Source organism: Methylocella tundrae (assembly GCF_901905185.1).
GTDB lineage: Bacteria > Pseudomonadota > Alphaproteobacteria > Rhizobiales > Beijerinckiaceae > Methylocapsa > Methylocapsa tundrae.
This window is the reverse complement of sequence record NZ_CABFMQ020000076.1, coordinates 162,545-181,108: the sequence shown is the minus strand read 5'-3', so window position 1 is coordinate 181,108 and position 18,564 is coordinate 162,545. Positions and strand designations below refer to the sequence as shown.

At 61.6% G+C, this 18,564-nt stretch carries 8 protein-coding genes; 2 read left to right on the top strand and 6 right to left on the bottom strand.

Features of this window, described 5'->3' with window-relative positions; genetic code table 11:
• Positions 1–153 precede the first annotated feature (153 nt).
• Both gltB and MPC4_RS08640 read left to right on the top strand, forming a co-directional pair.
• A complete protein-coding gene (gene gltB, locus MPC4_RS08645) occupies positions 154–4,884 on the top strand; it encodes a glutamate synthase large subunit (RefSeq protein ID WP_174512157.1) in 4,731 nt (1,576 codons plus the stop codon).
• 156 nt (positions 4,885–5,040) lie between these two features.
• Positions 5,041–6,459 (top strand): glutamate synthase subunit beta, encoded by a 1,419-nt coding sequence (locus MPC4_RS08640; RefSeq protein WP_174512156.1) that lies wholly within the window; start codon positions 5,041–5,043, stop codon positions 6,457–6,459.
• Between the two features lie 138 nt (positions 6,460–6,597).
• Here MPC4_RS08640 and MPC4_RS08635 read toward each other — a convergent pair whose 3' ends face one another.
• The 6 genes from MPC4_RS08635 to rplA form a co-directional block, all read right to left on the bottom strand.
• Positions 6,598–7,377, bottom strand: a complete 780-nt coding sequence (locus tag MPC4_RS08635) for a L,D-transpeptidase (RefSeq protein WP_174512155.1) — start codon at positions 7,375–7,377, stop codon at positions 6,598–6,600.
• 302 nt (positions 7,378–7,679) lie between these two features.
• Positions 7,680–11,876, bottom strand: coding sequence for a DNA-directed RNA polymerase subunit beta' (rpoC, locus tag MPC4_RS08630; RefSeq protein WP_174512154.1), 4,197 nt, complete (start codon positions 11,874–11,876; stop codon positions 7,680–7,682).
• Between the two features lie 123 nt (positions 11,877–11,999).
• Positions 12,000–16,130: a DNA-directed RNA polymerase subunit beta gene (gene rpoB / locus MPC4_RS08625; protein ID WP_174512153.1), complete on the bottom strand. Its 4,131-nt coding sequence runs from the start codon at positions 16,128–16,130 to the stop codon at positions 12,000–12,002.
• A gap of 223 nt (positions 16,131–16,353) precedes the next feature.
• Complete coding sequence (gene rplL / locus MPC4_RS08620) at positions 16,354–16,731, bottom strand: 50S ribosomal protein L7/L12 (protein WP_134492091.1); 378 nt, start codon at positions 16,729–16,731, stop codon at positions 16,354–16,356.
• A 54-nt stretch (positions 16,732–16,785) separates the two neighbouring features.
• Positions 16,786–17,301, bottom strand: coding sequence for a 50S ribosomal protein L10 (gene rplJ, locus MPC4_RS08615; RefSeq protein ID WP_174512152.1), 516 nt, complete (start codon positions 17,299–17,301; stop codon positions 16,786–16,788).
• Positions 17,302–17,867: 566 nt separating this feature from the next.
• Positions 17,868–18,563, bottom strand: a complete 696-nt coding sequence (rplA, locus tag MPC4_RS08610; RefSeq protein WP_134492087.1) for a 50S ribosomal protein L1 — start codon at positions 18,561–18,563, stop codon at positions 17,868–17,870.
• Between the last annotated feature and the right edge of the window lies 1 nt (position 18,564).

The following is an 18,564-nucleotide window of genomic DNA, read 5'->3' as shown; positions in this document are numbered from 1 at the left end:
CGCGCCAAAGAGACCATGACCGAGGGCGATCCAATGCCGAAGCGATGCTGCGCGCTGACAGTTCAACCGGCTGCTCGCTGTTTCGCCGACGCCGGCCCGCTTCGCGAAGGCGGCTGTCGGCGCGCGCTTCCCAATTCCTGAGAGAGGTAAGATATGACCGATTCCATTGACCCGGCCGCCTCCCGTCACTCCTCTCTCGCGTCGAGCGGCCTTGCTACGAGCGCTGTGGCCTTGAGCGCGCGCGATCCGGGACTGCCGCCAGAGCAAGGTCTTTATTCGCCCATGCGAGAGCACGACGCCTGCGGCGTTGGTTTCGTCGCGAATATGAATAACCGGAAGTCGCACGAGATCATTGAGATGGGACTTCAGATCCTGCTCAACATCGATCATCGCGGCGCGGTCGGGGCCGACCCCAAGGCCGGCGACGGCTGCGGCATGCTGGTGCAGATTCCGCACGAATTCTTCGCGGGGAAAGCGCGCGAGCTCGGGTTCGAACTGCCCGCGCCCGGCGAATACGCCATCGGCGCGCTATTTCTTCCGCGCGATCCCGAAGGGCGCAAAATCGTCGAGACCATCATCGAGAAAGTGATCGCCGATGAGGGCCAGATTTTTCTCGGCTGGCGCGACACGCCAATCGATTCTTCGGACCTCGGCGAGAGCGTCAAGCCGACCGAGCCGGTGAGCCGGCAGATCTTCATCCAGCGGGGCCCTCACGTCGAAGACCAGACAGCCTTCGAGAGGCGGCTTTTCATCCTGCGCAAAGTCATCTCCAATACCGTGCATGAGCTCGGCGACCCGCGAGTCTCGGGCTTTTATCCGGTTTCACTGTCGTCGCGGACCGTAGTCTATAAGGGATTGCTGCTGGCCGGACAGCTCGGCCATTATTACAAGGATCTCGCCGACCCGAGCTTCGTCTCGGCGCTCGCATTGGTGCATCAGCGCTTTTCGACCAACACCTTCCCGACCTGGTCGCTGTCGCATCCCTACCGGATGGTCGCCCACAATGGCGAGATCAACACCCTGCGCGGCAACGTCAACTGGATGGCCGCGCGCCAGGCCTCGGTCGCGTCCGGCCTATTCGGCAATGACATTTCAAAGCTCTGGCCGATTTCCTATGAGGGCCAGTCCGATACGGCCTGTTTCGATAATGCGCTCGAATTCCTCGTGCAGGGGGGCTATTCGCTCGCCCATGCGATGATGATGCTGATTCCGGAAGCCTGGACCGGCAATCCTCTGATGAACGAGGCGCGGCGCGCCTTTTACGAATATCACGCCACCATGATGGAGCCGTGGGACGGCCCCGCCGCCGTCGCCTTCACGGACGGGCGGCAGATCGGCGCGACGCTCGATCGCAACGGCCTGCGGCCGGCGCGCTACATCGTCACCGACGACGGGCTGGTGGTGCTCGCCTCGGAAGTCGGCGTGCTGCCGATCCCGGAAGAGCGCATCATCGCCAAATGGCGCCTGCAGCCCGGCAAGATGCTGCTCGTCGATCTCGAGCAGGGCCGCATCATCTCCGATGACGAGATGAAAAATGCGCTTGCGACGTCGCATCCTTATGCCGAATGGCTGAAGAATACGCAGATCTTCCTCGAAGACCTCGCCCATGTCGAGCCGCGCTCGACCCGCACCGACGTGTCTTTGCTCGACCGTCAGCAGGCGTTCGGCTACACGCAGGAGGATCTCGCAATCCTGATGGCGCCGATGGCGGCGACCGGCCAGGAGGCCGTAGGTTCGATGGGGACGGACACGCCGATCTCGGCGCTGTCTTCAGCCTCAAAGCCGCTCTACACCTATTTCAAGCAGAATTTTGCCCAGGTGACCAACCCGCCGATCGATCCGATCCGCGAGGAGCTGGTCATGAGCCTCGTCTCCTTCATCGGGCCGCGGCCGAACATTCTGGATCATGAGGGCAATTCGAAGCTGAAGCGGCTCGAAGTCCGCCAGCCGATTCTGACCAACAGCGATCTCGAGAAGATCCGCTCGATCGGCCATTTGGAGGAAGCCTTCGACACCAAGACGCTGGACATCACCTATAAGGCGGAAGCGGGCGCCGATGGCATGGGCGAAGCTCTGGCGCGCCTTGGCGATCGCGCCGATCAGGCGGTGAAAAGCGGCTTCAACATCATCATTCTGTCCGATCGCCTGGCCGGCCCCGACCGCATTCCGATCCCGGCTCTGCTCGCGACCGCCGCCGTGCATCATCATCTGATTCGCAAGGGACTTCGCACCTCGGTCGGCCTCGTCGTCGAGACAGGCGAAGCGCGAGAGGTGCATCATTTCGCGCTGCTCGCAGGCTATGGCGCGGAGGCGATCAATCCCTATCTCGCCTTCGAGACGATCGCCGCCATGGCGGACGAGTTCCCGGAGGAAGTCGATGGTTATGAGGCGTGCAAGCGCTTCATCAAATCGATCGACAAGGGCTTGCTCAAAGTCATGTCGAAGATGGGCATTTCGACCTACCAGTCCTATTGCGGCGCGCAGATCTTCGACGCGGTCGGCCTCGCCGATGATTTCGTTGCGAAATACTTCACCGGCACGGCGACGCAGATCGGCGGCGTCGGCCTCGCCGAAATCGCACAGGAAACGGTGCGCCGGCACAAGGATGCGTTCGGCGATTCGCCCGTCTATCGCAACGCGCTGAGCGTCGGCGGCGATTACGCCTACCGCATTCGCGGCGAGGCGCATTCCTGGTCGCCGCAATCGGTGACGCTGCTGCAACACGCTGTGCGCGGCAACAACCCCGAGACATACAAAGCCTATGCCGCGCTTCTGAACGACGAGAGCGAACAGCCTCTGACCATCCGGTCTTTGTTCCGCATCAAATCGGCGGAGGAAGACGGCCGCTCGCCCGTACCGATCGAGGAGGTCGAATCCGCCGCGACGATCGTGCGGCGCTTCGCCACCGGCGCCATGTCCTATGGCTCGATTTCGCGCGAGGCTCACACCACGCTGGCGATCGCCATGAACCGCATCGGCGGCAAGTCGAACACCGGCGAGGGCGGCGAGGAATCCGATCGCTACAAGCCGCTGCCCAATGGCGATTCCATGCGCTCCGCCATCAAGCAGGTGGCCTCCGGACGGTTCGGCGTCACCACCGAATATCTCATCAACGCCGACATGATTCAGATCAAGATGGCGCAGGGCGCAAAACCCGGCGAAGGCGGACAATTGCCCGGCCACAAGGTCGACGCGGTGATCGCCAAGGTGCGCCATTCTACGCAGGGCGTCGGACTGATTTCGCCGCCGCCCCATCACGACATCTATTCGATCGAGGATCTGGCGCAGCTCATCTCGGATCTGAAAAACGTCAATCCGCAGGCGCTCGTCTCGGTCAAGCTCGTATCGGAGGTCGGCGTCGGCACGGTCGCCGCCGGCGTCTCGAAGGCGCGGGCGGATCATGTCACAATCTCCGGCTTCGAGGGCGGCACGGGCGCCTCGCCCCTGACCTCGATCAAACACGCCGGCAGCCCGTGGGAGATCGGCCTCGCCGAAACGCAGCAGACGCTCGTCCTCAACCGGCTGCGCTCGCGCATTGCGGTGCAGGTCGACGGGGGCCTGCGCACCGGCCGGGACGTCATCATCGGCGCTCTGCTCGGCGCCGATGAATTCGGCTTCGCCACCGCGCCGCTCATCGCCGCCGGCTGCATCATGATGCGCAAATGCCATCTGAACACCTGCCCGGTCGGCGTCGCGACGCAGGATCCGGTGCTGCGCAGGCGCTTCGTCGGCCTGCCCGAACATGTCATCAATTTCTTCTTCTTCGTCGCCGAGGAAGTGCGCGGATTGATGGCGCAGATGGGCTATCGCAGCTTCGATGAGATGATCGGCCAGATGCAAATGCTCGACAGGCAAAAGGCGATCGCCCACTGGAAGGCGCGCGGGCTCGATTTCTCGAAGCTCTTCCACAAGCCGCAGCCGGCGCCAAACCAGACGATCTATCATTCGATCGCGCAGAACCACGGGCTCGACAGGGTGCTCGACCGTAAACTGATCGAGCAGGCAAGGCCCGCCCTCGAGACGCGCGCGAAAGTCGTCATCGAAACGCCGATCCACAACACCGACCGCACCACCGGCGGCATGTTGTCGGGCGAGATCGCGAAGCGATACGGCCATGCGGGGCTGCCGCGCGACACGATCCATATCCTCGCCAAGGGAACCGCGGGACAAAGCTTCGGCGCCTGGCTGGCGGCGGGCGTCACGCTTGAACTCGAAGGTCAGGCGAACGACTATGTCGGCAAGGGATTGTCCGGCGGCCGGATCGTCATTCGTCCGCCGGCGGGTTCACGCATCGCTGCGACGGATGCCATCATCGTCGGCAACACCGCCCTCTATGGCGCAATCGCGGGAGAGAGCTATTTCAGCGGCGTCGCGGGCGAGCGCTTCGCTGTGCGCAATTCCGGCGCGGTGGCGGTTGTCGAGGGCGTCGGCGATCACGGCTGCGAATATATGACGGGCGGCATTGTCGTCGTCATCGGCCAGACGGGACGCAATTTCGCGGCCGGCATGTCGGGCGGCATCGCCTATGTGCTCGACGAGGAAGGCACATTCGCCGAGCGCTGCAATCTTGCAATGGTCGAACTGCAGCCTGTCGCCGATGAAGAAGAAGTGATGCAAAACAGCTATCACCAGGGCGGTGATCTCGACGCCCACGGCCGCGTCGACGTGATGAGCGACATGACCCGCTATGACGCCGAGCGTCTCCATCAGCTGATCTCGCAACATGCCGCCAACACCGGTTCGGAGCGGGCCAAGCTGATCCTCGACCATTGGGACGAGTACAAAAACAAATTCCGCAAAGTGATGCCGGTGGAATATCGCCGCGCCATCGAAGAAATGAAATTGGAGCAGGGTCAGGCGCTTCTCGCGACGGTTGGAATCTAGGGGAAAACAGGCGCGCTTCAACGGCCGTTTTCCGGCTTGACACAGGCGCAAATCCTGCATGTTCATCAGCTCGCGTTTGGGCCTTGCGGCTTTGAACGCGGGCTGAAGCGTGACCATCGCGAGTTGCGGGCGACAACGTCCGGCAGAGGGGCTTTTATGGGCAAGGTGACAGGATTCTTGGAAATCGACCGGCGCGACCGGCGCTATGCGCCCGCTTCCGACCGAATTCGCCACTATAAGGAGTTCGTGATCCCGCTGTCCGAAGAGGCGACGAAGGATCAGGCGGCCCGCTGCATGAATTGCGGCATCCCTTATTGTCATACCGGCTGCCCGGTCAACAATCAGATCCCGGACTGGAACGATCTCGTCTATCGTTCCGATTGGGAGGAAGCTTCCCGCAACCTCCACTCCACAAATAATTTTCCCGAGTTTACCGGCCGCGTCTGCCCCGCGCCTTGCGAAGCCTCATGCACTCTGAACCTCGCCGACACCCCGGTGACGATCAAGACGATCGAATGCGCCATCGTCGATCGCGCTTGGGCCAACGGCTGGCTGCCGCCTGAAATTTCTTCCGTCCGGACTGGCAAGAAAATCGCCGTCGTCGGCTCCGGTCCCGCCGGCCTCGCCTGCGCCCAGCAACTCGCAAGGGTTGGACATGAGGTGCATGTTTTCGAGAAGAACGCCAAGCCGGGCGGCCTGCTGCGCTATGGCATTCCCGATTTCAAGATGGAGAAGCATCTGATCGACCGCCGCGTCGATCAGATGCAGGCGGAAGGCGTCGAGTTCCGCGTCAACGTCAATGTCGGCGTCGACATCGAGGCCTCGGCCCTGCTCAATGACTATGACGCCATCGTTCTCTCGGGCGGCGCCGAAAAGCCGCGCGATCTTCCGATCCCGGGCCGCGATCTCTCCGGCGTGCATTTCGCGATGGACTTTCTGCCGCAGCAAAATCGCCGCGTCAGCAGGGAGCCCGTCCAGAGCAATGAGCCGATCCTCGCGGCGGCGAAACATGTCGTCGTCATTGGCGGCGGCGATACAGGCTCGGACTGCATCGGGACTTCGATCCGCCAAGGTGCGCTGTCGGTAACGCAACTCGAAATCATGCCGATTCCCCCTGACAGGGAAAATAAGCTGCTGACCTGGCCCAACTGGCCCTTGAAGCTGCGCACCTCCTCCTCACAGGAAGAGGGCGCAAAACGCGAGTTTTCCGTGCTCACCAAAGCCATTCATGGCGAAGACGGCGTCGTCAAGAAGATCATCTGCGTCCACGTCGACGAGAAGCTGAAGGAAATCCCGGACAGCACGTTCGAGATCAGGGCCGATCTCGTGCTGCTTGCCATGGGCTTTGTTTCGCCTCTGCAGGACGGGCTTCTGAACAGCCTTGGCGTCAAGCTCGACCCACGCGGCAACGTGGCGGCGGACCAGATCGCCTACAAAACCTCCTTGCCAAAGGTCTTCGCCTGCGGCGACATGCGGCGCGGCCAATCGCTGGTGGTCTGGGCAATCCGCGAAGGACGCCAGGCGGCGCAGTCAGTCGACACATTCCTGATGGGCTCGAGCGTTCTGCCAAGGTAAGCCGCAACTCGCGAAGCATGATCGACGGAATTGGTCATCATGCTCGCTCAGCAATGGGCTGGCATTGACAGACTGGCGCAGCGGCGACGGGGGGCGGCCGTAACACGCGCGCGTGTTACGGCCGCCCCCCGGCTCAGCTCATTCTACGACCACTCGCGTGCCGACGCCAACGCGCTGATAGAGATCAATGACGTCGGCGTTCATCATGCGGATGCAACCGGATGACACGGCTTTGCCGATTGTGTCCGGTTCATTGGTGCCATGGATGCGAAACAGCGTGTCCTTGTTCCCCTGAAACAGATAAAGCGCCCGCGCGCCGAGCGGATTTTCTAGGCCGCCGTCCATCGATTCAGGAAGGTCCGGCCGGCGCTGCAGCATTTCCTTTGGCGGAATCCAGCGTGGCCATTCCGCCTTGCGGCCGACCCTCGCGCTGCCTTTCCATTCAAATCCCTGACGCCCGACTCCGATGCCATATTCGATCGCCTGCCCGTTCGGCCGGATCAGATAGAGATGGCGGCTATGCGTATCGATGACGATGGTGCCGGGCGGTTGATTCGTCGGATTTTGGACCAGCATCGCCGTTCTTTGCGCGGCATTGACGCCGAGTTCGAGACCCTGCCGATCCTCGGGGGCGCCATAGCCGGGCCTGTAGGCTTCGCCGCGCGGCTCGGAGTCGGGATAGGCGCCGCCATATGGTGGATTTGGGCCGCCATAAGCGTAAGGGGCGTAAGGCCGCGCTCCCGGCGGCAGCGGATAATCCGGATAGGCCGGCAGGGGGGCCGGCGGGTAATAGGGATAGGGCTGATAGCCGGAATAGCTTCGCCACTGCGCCAGCGCTGGCTGAGGCGCTGAAGCGGTCGCGGCCGCCAACAGGACCGCACCGGCCACGAGATGAAAAATCAATCTTGCTGTCCGCATCATGAAACTCAAGTTTGTTCAATGCGCGCGAGAATGACACGCGATGCGGCGGAAGAAAATGGCAAAATACCAGGCCGCGGTCACGATAGATATCATGATCAATCAAACTGTTGCGAAGCTTTCGTCGCCGCGGCGCGAACGGTGAGAGCCGGTGTTTTACCAGTTCGCCTGTCCAGTCAAAGACGCGGACGCAACCGCGCGCCAGTCATGAAAAGAGCGCATGACCGCTGCGATCATGCGCTCTTTCTCATGGTCGTCTCATCGCCGTCGCCCTTGTCAGACGCCGGCGTGAGCTTGACTGCTCAGTCCTGGGCCGCCGGAACAGCGGCCGGCAGCAGCGGGGTCGGCGCGGCCTCTCGCGATGTCTCGCCTTTTTGCGCCAGAATCAGCTCATCGCGCATCGCCGCCACGCGCCGCAATTTGGCCATCGCCGCGCCTGTGCCCGCCGGGATCAGGCGGCCGACGATGACGTTCTCCTTCAAGCCTTCGAGCGTGTCGGCCTTGCCGTTGACGGCGGCTTCGGTCAACACGCGGGTCGTCTCCTGGAAGGAAGCGGCGGAGATGAACGAACGCGTCTGCAACGAGGCCTTGGTGATGCCGAGCAGAACCGGCGTGCCCGTGGCCGGCTTGCCGCCCTGTTCGAGCGCCTTGGCGTTGGCTTCCTCGAGTTCGACCTGATCGACCTGCTCATTTGCGAGAAAATCGGTGTCGCCGGGATCGACGATGTCAACCTTCTGCAACATTTGCCTGACGATCACTTCGATGTGCTTGTCGTTAATGGCGACGCCCTGCAGACGATAGACTTCCTGGATCTCGTTCACGAGGTAAGCCGCGAGCTCCTCGACTCCCTTGATCGCCAGAATGTCGTGCGGCGCCGGATTGCCGTCGACGATGTAATCCCCCTTCTCCACGACGTCTCCGTCCTGAAGATGGATGTGTTTGCCTTTCGGGATCAGATATTCGATCGGCTCGGCGTCCTCCTCGTTCGGGATGATCGAGATGCGGGTCTTGTTCTTATAGTCGCGTCCGAACTGCACCGTGCCTGAGGCCTCGGCGATGATCGCATGATCCTTCGGCCGGCGCGCCTCGAACAATTCGGCGACGCGCGGCAGACCGCCGGTGATGTCGCGCGTCTTGGCCGACTCCATCGAGATGCGCGCGATGATGTCGCCGGCGCGTACAACGCCACCCGGATCAACGCCGATGATCGATTCGACCGGCAGAGTGTAGCGCGCGTCGCCGCCACGCTGCAGTTTGCTGATCTTGCCGTCGGCCGCCTTGATCACGATTGCGGGCTTCAACGTGGCGGAACGCTGGTTGAGTCGCCAGTCAATGACCATGCGCTTTGCAATGCCGGTCGCCTCGTCGACGGTCTCCGTCATGGAGGCTCCTTCGACGAGATCCTCGAATCCGATGAAGCCGTCGACCTCGGTCAGGATCGGCCGCGTATAGGGGTCCCATTCGGCGATGCGCTGGCCGCGTTTGATCTGATCGCCCTCATCGACTTTCATCCGCGCGCCATACTGGACGCGGTGAACGGCGCGCTCCGTGCCGTCGGAGCCCTCGATCACAACCGCGACATTGCGCGCCATGACCATCAGATCGCCATCGCTGTTGCGCGCGAGATGACGGTTGCGGATGCGCACGACCCCATCGAAATTGCTCTCGATGAAGGACTGATCCGCGATCTGCGCCGCGCCGCCGATGTGGAAGGTGCGCATCGTCAGCTGGGTGCCCGGCTCGCCGATGGATTGCGCCGCGATGACGCCCACCGCCTCGCCCATGTTGACAGGCGTGCCGCGCGCAAGATCGCGGCCATAGCATGTGCCGCAAACGCCGTTTTTCGCCTCGCAGGTCAGCACCGAACGAATCTTCACTTCCTGGATGCCGGCCGCATTGATGTGGTCGATATGCCATTCCTGAATCATCTCGCCGGTGGCGACAATGATATTGCCTTCAATATCCTTCAGATCCTCCGCCGCCGTGCGCCCAAGAATGCGGGTCGCGAGCGAGGCGACGACCTGTCCGGCGTCGATGATCGCGCGCATGCGGATGCCGCCTTTGGATCCGCAATCCAGCGTCGTGATGATCGAATCCTGCGCGACGTCGACGAGACGCCGGGTGAGATAGCCGGAGTTCGCGGTCTTCAAGGCGGTGTCGGCGAGACCCTTGCGGGCGCCATGCGTCGAGTTGAAGTACTCGAGCACGGTCAGGCCTTCCTTGAAGTTCGAGATGATCGGGCTCTCGATGATCTCGCCGGAGGGCTTGGCCATCAGGCCGCGCATTGCGGCGAGCTGCTTCATCTGCGTCGGCGAACCGCGCGCTCCCGAATGCGACATCATGTAGATCGAGTTGATCGGCTTGTCGCGGCCGCTGTCGTCCTTCTGCACGGCCGAGATGCGCGCCATCATTTCTTCGGCGAGCTTGTCCGAGCATTTTGCCCAGGCGTCGACCACCTTGTTGTATTTCTCGCCCTGCGTGATCAGGCCGTCATTATACTGCTGCTCATATTCCTTGGCGAGCGCGCTCGTGTCCGCGATGATCTTCGGCTTCGTCTCCGGCACCACCATATCGTCCTTGCCGAACGAAATGCCGGCCTTGAAGGCCTCGCGGAAGCCGAGCGCCATGATGCGGTCGCAGAAGATCACCGTCTCTTTCTGACCGCAGTTGCGGTAGACGACGTCGATCATGTTGGAGATTTCTTTCTTGGTCATGAGCTTGTTCACGACGTCGAAAGGAATCTTGGCGTGGTCCGGCATCAACTGGCCAAGGATCAGGCGGCCCGGCGTCGTGTCATAGATCTTCGACTGACGCTTGCCTTCGCTGTCATAGGTCCAGGCCCTGCCCTTGATGCGCGTATGCAGCGTGATTGCCTTGGAGAACAAGGCGTGCTCGACTTCGCCGATATTGGAAAAGGCCATGCCCTGACCGGGCTCGCCATCGCGCATCAGCGACACATAGTAGAGGCCGAGCACGATATCCTGACTCGGCACGATGATCGGCAGACCATTGGCCGGATGCAGGATGTTGTTGGTCGACATCATGAGCACGCGAGCCTCGAGCTGCGCCTCGAGCGAGAGCGGGACATGCACCGCCATCTGATCGCCGTCGAAATCCGCGTTGAAGGCGGCGCAGACGAGAGGATGCAACTGGATCGCCTTGCCTTCGATCAGCTTCGGCTCAAAGGCCTGAATGCCGAGGCGATGCAAGGTCGGCGCGCGGTTCAGCATCACCGGATGTTCGCGGATGACCTCATCGAGGATATCCCAAACCTCGGGCTTTTCTTTCTCGACAAGCTTCTTCGCCTGCTTGACCGTGGCGGACAGACCCTTGGCGTCGAGGCGCGAGTAGATGAACGGCTTGAAAAGCTCGAGCGCCATCTTCTTCGGCAGGCCGCATTGGTGCAGCTTGAGATCGGGACCGACGACAATGACGGAGCGGCCCGAATAATCGACGCGCTTGCCGAGCAGGTTCTGCCGGAACCGGCCCTGCTTGCCTTTCAGCATGTCGGCGAGCGACTTCAGCGGCCGCTTGTTGGCGCCCGTGATGACGCGCCCGCGCCGGCCGTTGTCAAAGAGGGCGTCGACCGCCTCTTGCAACATGCGCTTTTCATTGCGCACGATGATGTCGGGCGCGCGCAGTTCGATCAGCCGCTTCAGACGGTTGTTGCGGTTGATGACGCGGCGATAGAGATCGTTGAGATCGGAGGTCGCGAAGCGGCCGCCATCGAGCGGGACGAGCGGGCGCAAGTCCGGCGGGATGACGGGAACTTCGGTCAGGATCATCCATTCCGGCTTGTTGCCAGAATGCATGAAGGCCTCGATGATCTTCAGCCGCTTGGCGAGCTTCTTCGGCTTCAGCTCGGTGGTCGACTGCGCGATCTCGATCTTGAGCTTCTCCGCGATCGTCGGCAGATCCATGTTGCGCAGGATCTCCCGGATCGCTTCCGCGCCAATCATCGCCGTGAAGGAATCCTGCCCGTACTCGTCCTGGGCCCGCAGATAATCCTCTTCATTGAGGAGCTCGCGGTCCTTCAGCGGCGTCAGGCCGGGATCGAGGACGATGTAGGATTCAAAATAAAGAATGCGCTCGAGATCCTTCAGCGTCATATCGAGCAGAAGGCCGATGCGCGAGGGCAGCGACTTCAAAAACCAGATATGCGCGACCGGCGCCGCGAGCGAGATGTGGCCCATGCGCTCGCGCCGCACGCGCGACAGAGTGACCTCGACGCCGCACTTCTCGCAGATGACGCCCTTATATTTCATCCGCTTGTACTTGCCGCACAAGCACTCGTAATCCTTGATCGGCCCGAAAATCCGGGCGCAGAAAAGCCCGTCGCGTTCCGGCTTGAAGGTGCGATAATTGATCGTCTCAGGCTTCTTGATCTCGCCGAACGACCAGGACAAAATCTTTTCGGGGCTGGCGATCGATATCTGGATCTGGTCGAAAGCCTGCGGCTGCACGACCGGATTGAAGAGATTCATGACCTCTTGATTCATTGCCATCTCCTGATGCTTGGGCCCGCGCGCAACCGCTGCGAGGCCCCGTGCCGGAAACTAAAAAAATGAATAGAACGGCGCGCTGCGTCCGGACGCGCGCGCCGCTCTAAAGCGTCGAGCATTTTATTCAGCGGCTTCGGCCTGCGGCGGCGCCGCCAGCTTTGTCGACATGGTCAGCTCGACATTGAGGCAGAGCGAACGCATTTCCTTGACCAGCACGTTGAAGCTCTCAGGAATTCCTGACTCGAAAGCGTCGTCGCCGCGCACGATGGACTCATACACCTTGGTGCGGCCGGCGACGTCGTCAGACTTCACCGTCAGCATTTCCTGCAGCGTATAGGCCGCGCCATAGGCCTCGAGCGCCCAGACCTCCATCTCTCCAAAACGCTGGCCGCCGAACTGCGCCTTGCCGCCGAGCGGCTGCTGCGTCACGAGGCTGTAAGGCCCGATCGAACGCGCATGGATCTTGTCGTCAACAAGATGATGCAGCTTCAGCATATATATGTAGCCAACCGTCACTTTACGATCGAAGGACTCGCCGGTGCGCCCGTCGTAGAGCGTGACCTGACCTGAGGGGTCGAGGCCCGCCTGCTCAAGCATGACGACGATGTCTTTCTCATGGGCGCCGTCGAACACGGGCGTTGCAATCGGCACGCCGCGGCGCAGGTTCTCGCCGATTTCGACGACGGTTTCATCGTCGAGCGCATCGATCTCCTGTTTAGCGTCATATATGTCGATCAGCTTGCTGCGCAGCGGCTCCGCGTTCTGATCGCGCAGATAGGAATTGACCGCAGCCGAAACCTGCTTGCCAAGTCCCGCGCAGGCCCAGCCAAGGTGCGTCTCAAGAATCTGTCCGACGTTCATCCGGCTCGGCACGCCGAGCGGATTGAGCACAATATCCACCGGCGTTCCGTCGGCGAGGAAAGGCATATCCTCCTGCGGCACGATCTTCGAGACGACGCCCTTGTTGCCGTGTCGTCCCGCCATCTTGTCGCCTGGCTGGATCTTGCGCTTCACCGCGACGAAGACCTTCACCATCTTCATCACGCCAGGGGACAGTTCATCGCCGCGCTGCAGCTTTTCGACCTTGTCAAGAAAGCGGCTTTCGAGGCCTTTCTTCGACTCGTCATACTGCTTGCGCATGGCTTCGAGTTCGGCCATCGTCTGGTCGTTCTCAATGGCGAAGATCCACCACTGCGAGCGAGGATATTCCTCGATCACATCGCGCGTCAGCACGGTGTCCTTCCTGAAGCCTTTCGGCCCCGCGATCGCCTTCTTGCCGACAAGGACGTCGAGGAGACGGGCGTAGACGTTGCGATCGAGAATCGCGAGCTCGTCGTCGCGGTCCTTGGCGAGGCGTTCAATCTCTTCGCGCTCGATCGCCTGGGCGCGCTCATCCTTTTCGACGCCGTGCCGATTAAACACCCGCACTTCAACGATCGTGCCGGTGACGCCCGGCGGCACGCGCAATGAGGTGTCGCGCACGTCGGAGGCCTTTTCGCCGAAGATCGCGCGCAGCAGTTTTTCCTCGGGCGTCATCGGGCTTTCGCCCTTCGGCGTGATCTTGCCGACGAGGATGTCTCCCGCCTGCACTTCCGCGCCGATATAGACGATGCCCGCCTCGTCGAGATTCTTCAGCGCTTCTTCCGAGACGTTCGGAATGTCGCGCGTAATCTCTTCCGGGCCAAGCTTGGTGTCGCGCGCCATCACTTCGAATTCGTCGATGTGAATCGAGGTGAAAACGTCGTCCTTGACGATGCGCTCGTTGAGCAGGATCGAATCTTCGAAGTTGTAGCCGTTCCAGGGCATGAAGGCGACAAGCACGTTGCGCCCGAGCGCCAGATCGCCAAGGTCGGTCGAGGGACCATCCGCGATGATGTCGCCCTTGCGCACGAAATCGCCGACGCGCACCAGAGGCTTCTGGTTGACGCAGGTCGACTGGTTCGAGCGCTGGAACTTCATCAGCCGGTAGATGTCGACGCCGGGTTTGCTGGCGTCGGATTCCTCGGTCGCGCGGATGACGATGCGGGTCGCGTCGATCTGATCGATATAGCCTGTGCGGCGCGCGGCGATGGCGGCGCCGGAGTCGCGTGCGACCACCGCCTCCATGCCGGTTCCGACGAGCGGCGCGTCCGCCCGGACGAGAGGCACCGCCTGACGCTGCATGTTGGAGCCCATCAGCGCGCGATTGGCGTCATCGTTCTCGAGGAACGGAATGAGCGCGGCGGCGACCGACACCAGCTGCTTCGGCGAGACGTCCATGAAGTCGACGCGCTCGCGCGGCACCATGACGACGTCGCCCGAATGGCGGCACACCACCAGATCCTCGGTCAGACGACCTTCGGAATCGAGCGGCGCATTCGCCTGCGCGACGTAATATTTGCTCTCCTCCATCGCCGACAGATAGACGACCTCCTCCGTCACGCGGTTATCGCGGATGCGGCGATAAGGCGCTTCGATGAAGCCGTATTTGTTGACGCGTGCGAAGGTCGCGAGCGAGTTGATGAGGCCGATGTTCGGACCTTCCGGCGTCTCGATCGGACAGATGCGGCCGTAATGGGTCGGATGCACGTCGCGCACCTCGAAGCCGGCGCGCTCGCGCGTCAGGCCGCCAGGGCCAAGCGCCGAAAGGCGCCGCTTGTGCGTGATCTCGGACAGCGGGTTGGTCTGATCCATGAACTGCGACAACTGCGACGAGCCGAAGAACTCGCGCACGGAGGCCGCCGCCGGCTTCGCATTGATAAGGTCCTGCGGCATGACCGTATCGATGTCGACGGAGGACATGCGCTCCTTGATGGCACGCTCCATCCTGAGCAGGCCGAGCCTGTACTGATTCTCCATGAGTTCGCCAACCGAGCGCACCCGGCGATTGCCGAGATGGTCGATATCGTCGATCTCGCCGCGACCGTCGCGCAAGTCGACAAGCGCGCGCATCACTGCGATGATGTCCTCCTTGCGCAGGATACGCACCGTATCGGGAGCGTCGAGATCCATGCGCATGTTCATCTTGACGCGGCCGACGGCGGAAAGGTCGTAGCGCTCCGGATCAAAGAACAGCGAATGAAACATCGCCTCCGCCGACTCGAGCGTCGGCGGTTCGCCGGGCCGCATCACCCGGTAGATGTCGAACAGCGCTTCTTCGCGCATGCTGTTCTTGTCGACCGCGAGCGTGTTGCGAATGTAGGGCCCGATATTGACATGATCGATATCGAGCAGCGGCAGTTCGTTGAAGCCCGCGTCGATCAAGGAGGGAAGAGTCTTGGCGGTAATTTCATCGCCCGCTTCAGCGAAGATCTCGCCCGTATTCGGATCATAGAGATCGGCGGCGATATATTGACCGAAAAGATCCTCGTCCTGCACGCGCAGGAACCTCAGCCCGCGCTCAGCGAGCTGCCGGGCGGTGCGCACGGTGAGCTTCTTGCCGGCTTCGAGCACGACCTCGCCCGTCTCGGCGTCGAGCAGATCGGCGACGGCCTTCATGCCCTTCAGGCGCTCGGGATCAAACGGCTGGCGCCAGCCTTCCTTGTCGCGCGTAAGCAAAATCGTCTTGTAAAAAGTCGAGAGAATCTCCTCGCCGTCCATGCCGAGCGCATAGAGCACCGAGGTCGCCGGGATCTTGCGGCGGCGGTCGATGCGCGCGTAGACGATGTCCTTGGCGTCGAATTCGATGTCGAGCCAGGAGCCGCGATACGGAATGATGCGCGCCGCGAACAAAAGCTTGCCGGAGGAATGGCTCTTGCCCTTGTCGTGATCGAAGAACACGCCTGGCGAGCGGTGCATCTGAGAGACGATGACGCGTTCGGTCCCGTTGACGATGAAGGTGCCGTTCATGGTCATCAGGGGCATGTCGCCCATATAGACGTCCTGCTCCTTGATGTCCTTGACGGACCGCGCCGCCGTATCCGGATCGACGTCGAACACGATGAGCCGCAGGGTCACCTTGAGCGGGGCTGCATAGGTCATGCCGCGCTGGCGGCACTCGTCGACGTCATATTTCGGCTGCTCGAATTCATATTTGACGAATTCGAGCAGAGCGGTGTTGGAGAAATCGGCGATCGGAAACACCGACTTGAAGACGGACTGCAAACCTTCGTCGGGACGCCCGCCCTTCGGCTCGTCGACGAGGAGAAATTGATCATAGGATGCTTTTTGAACTTCAATGAGATTCGGCATTTCCGCGACTTCGCGGATGTGGCCAAAGAATTTGCGGATACGCTTGCGGCCGTTGAACGTCTGCGCTGAATGATGAGCCATGTCGCTCTCGCACCTCTGCAAAACGGCGATGATCCCGAACGGATTACCGCCTCATCCGCGCCCAGCTCGGACGCTGGGGCGGGACTTGTTCGATCCCCGCGCCGCGGCTGATGCGCCGCGCATTGACCGCAAGGTTCGAACATACCTTCCGGCAATAGATCGACGGCCCCCCGTTTCCAGGGCGCCGTCGCAACTCAAATCTTGACCGCAGCTGCGATCAAACTCACTTGAACTCGACCTTCGCGCCGGCCTTTTCGAGAGCGGCCTTGATCTTCTCGGCCTCTTCCTTGGCGACGCCCTCCTTGACGGGCTTCGGAGCGGCTTCGACGAGGTCCTTGGCTTCCTTGAGGCCGAGGCCGGTCACGGCGCGAACTTCCTTGATGACTTCGATCTTCTTATCGCCGACAGCGGCGAGAATGACCGTGAATTCCGTCTGCTCCTCGACCGGAGCGGCGGCTGCGGCGCCGGCCGGAGCAGCCGCGACAGCGACCGCCGCGGCGGCCGAAACGCCCCATTTTTCTTCAAGGAGCTTCGCCAGCTCCGCCGCCTCGAGTACGGTGAGGCTCGACAGATCCTCGACGATTTTTTCCAGATTAGCCATGTCTACGTCCTTCGATTGGTCAATTGTTGATGGTGTCTCTCAAGATTAAGGCCGTCAGGCAGCGTCTTTTTCGGCATAGGCCGCAACGACGCGCGCGAGTTTCGCGGCGGGCGCCGTTGTGAGCTGGGCGAGTTTCGTCGCCGGCGCCAAAATGAGGCCGAGGAGCTTGCCGCGAAGCTCATCCAGGGACGGCATCGTCGCAAGCGACTTCACAGCGTCCACGGTCAGCGCGGTTTTCCCCATCGCCCCGCCGAGGATCACGAGCTTGTCGTTATCCTTGGCGAAAGCCACTGCGACCTTCGCAGCCGCCACAGGATCGCTCGAATGAGCGATCAAGGTCGGGCCTTTCATCAGACCAGAGATCGAGGCGACCTCCGAGCCTTCCAGAGCAATCTTGACGAGACGGTTCTTGGCGACCTGCACGGTAGCGCCAGCTGCGCGCATCTGCTTGCGCAGATTTTGCATCTGAGCCACTGTCAGGCCGGAATAATGCGCGACCACGACCACCGATGTCGTCTTAAAGACATTGGCGAGCGTTTCGACGCATTCTTTCTTTTCCGCTCTGTCCACAGTGCTTTCTCCTTGCGCAGGCCCGAAACCTTGAACGGCCTGGCCCGCGGGCTGCAATTGCCGCTTCGAGACGGGATGGAAATCCGGCCTCGAAACAGCGCTGTGCCTGTCCCCGGAGCAACAAGCTGCTCCGGACAGAGGGAGTAGACCAAAATCGAAGGATAAAGAGGCCAGACGCGAGCCGCCCTCATATCCAAAATCTTGTTATTACCCCGTCTATGCTGGCGACTCTCAAACAGGACGGCGAACCGGCCCGGCGATCGAAGATTAAGTTTGAGCTCTTCGCAGAGACATCAAACGCCAGCAGTCTTGGACAGGACATGGCCGGAAGGGACAGGCGTCGCCGCCTATCCTCCAGCCTCATCCACCGGACCGCGAACGCTTTTTCGCACACAAGCTAAACTTGTAAGTCAAATAGGCGGCTCGCAATCGCGGAAGCTTTTAAGGGTGCGGAGCAGCCATAATGGAACGGCCCCGAACTCCCTATTTAAACTAACCAATCCGCGATGCCAAGGGCCATCTGCGAATTTTCCAACATGTCAAGGAATAATTTGCCGTCGCTGACCTCAGGCCGAAACCGTCGACGGATCGACCTTGACGCCCGGGCCCATCGTCGATGAAATCGCAACACGCTGAATATAGGTGCCCTTCGCGCCCTGCGGCTTGGCTTTGGCGACCGCGTCGACAAAGGCCGCTATATTCGCGATGAGTTTGTCGTCGTCGAAGGAAGCTTTGCCGACGCTGCCCTGGATGATGCCGGCTTTCTCGACACGAAACTCCACGGCGCCGCCTTTTGAAGCCTTGACCGCCGCGGCGACGTCCATGGTCACCGTGCCGACCTTCGGGTTGGGCATCAGGCCGCGCGGTCCCAGCACCTTGCCGAGACGGCCGACGAGCGGCATCATGTCCGGCGTCGCGATGCAGCGATCGAAAGCAATCGTGCCGCCCTGGACCGTGGCGACTAGATCCTCCGCGCCGACAATATCGGCGCCCGCCGCCTTCGCTTCATCAGCCTTCGCGCCGCGCGCAAAAACGGCGACGCGCAGTGTCCGCCCCGTGCCGTTCGGCAGATTGACGACGCCGCGCACCATCTGATCGGCGTGTTTCGGGTCGACGCCAAGATTCATGGCGATCTCGACGGTCTCGTCGAACTTCGCACTGGCCCGCTCTTTCACGAGCTTGACCGCGTCCGTGATCGGATAAAGCTTGATCCGGTCAATTCCTTCACGCGCCTTGACCACGCGCTTTCCAACATGCGCCATT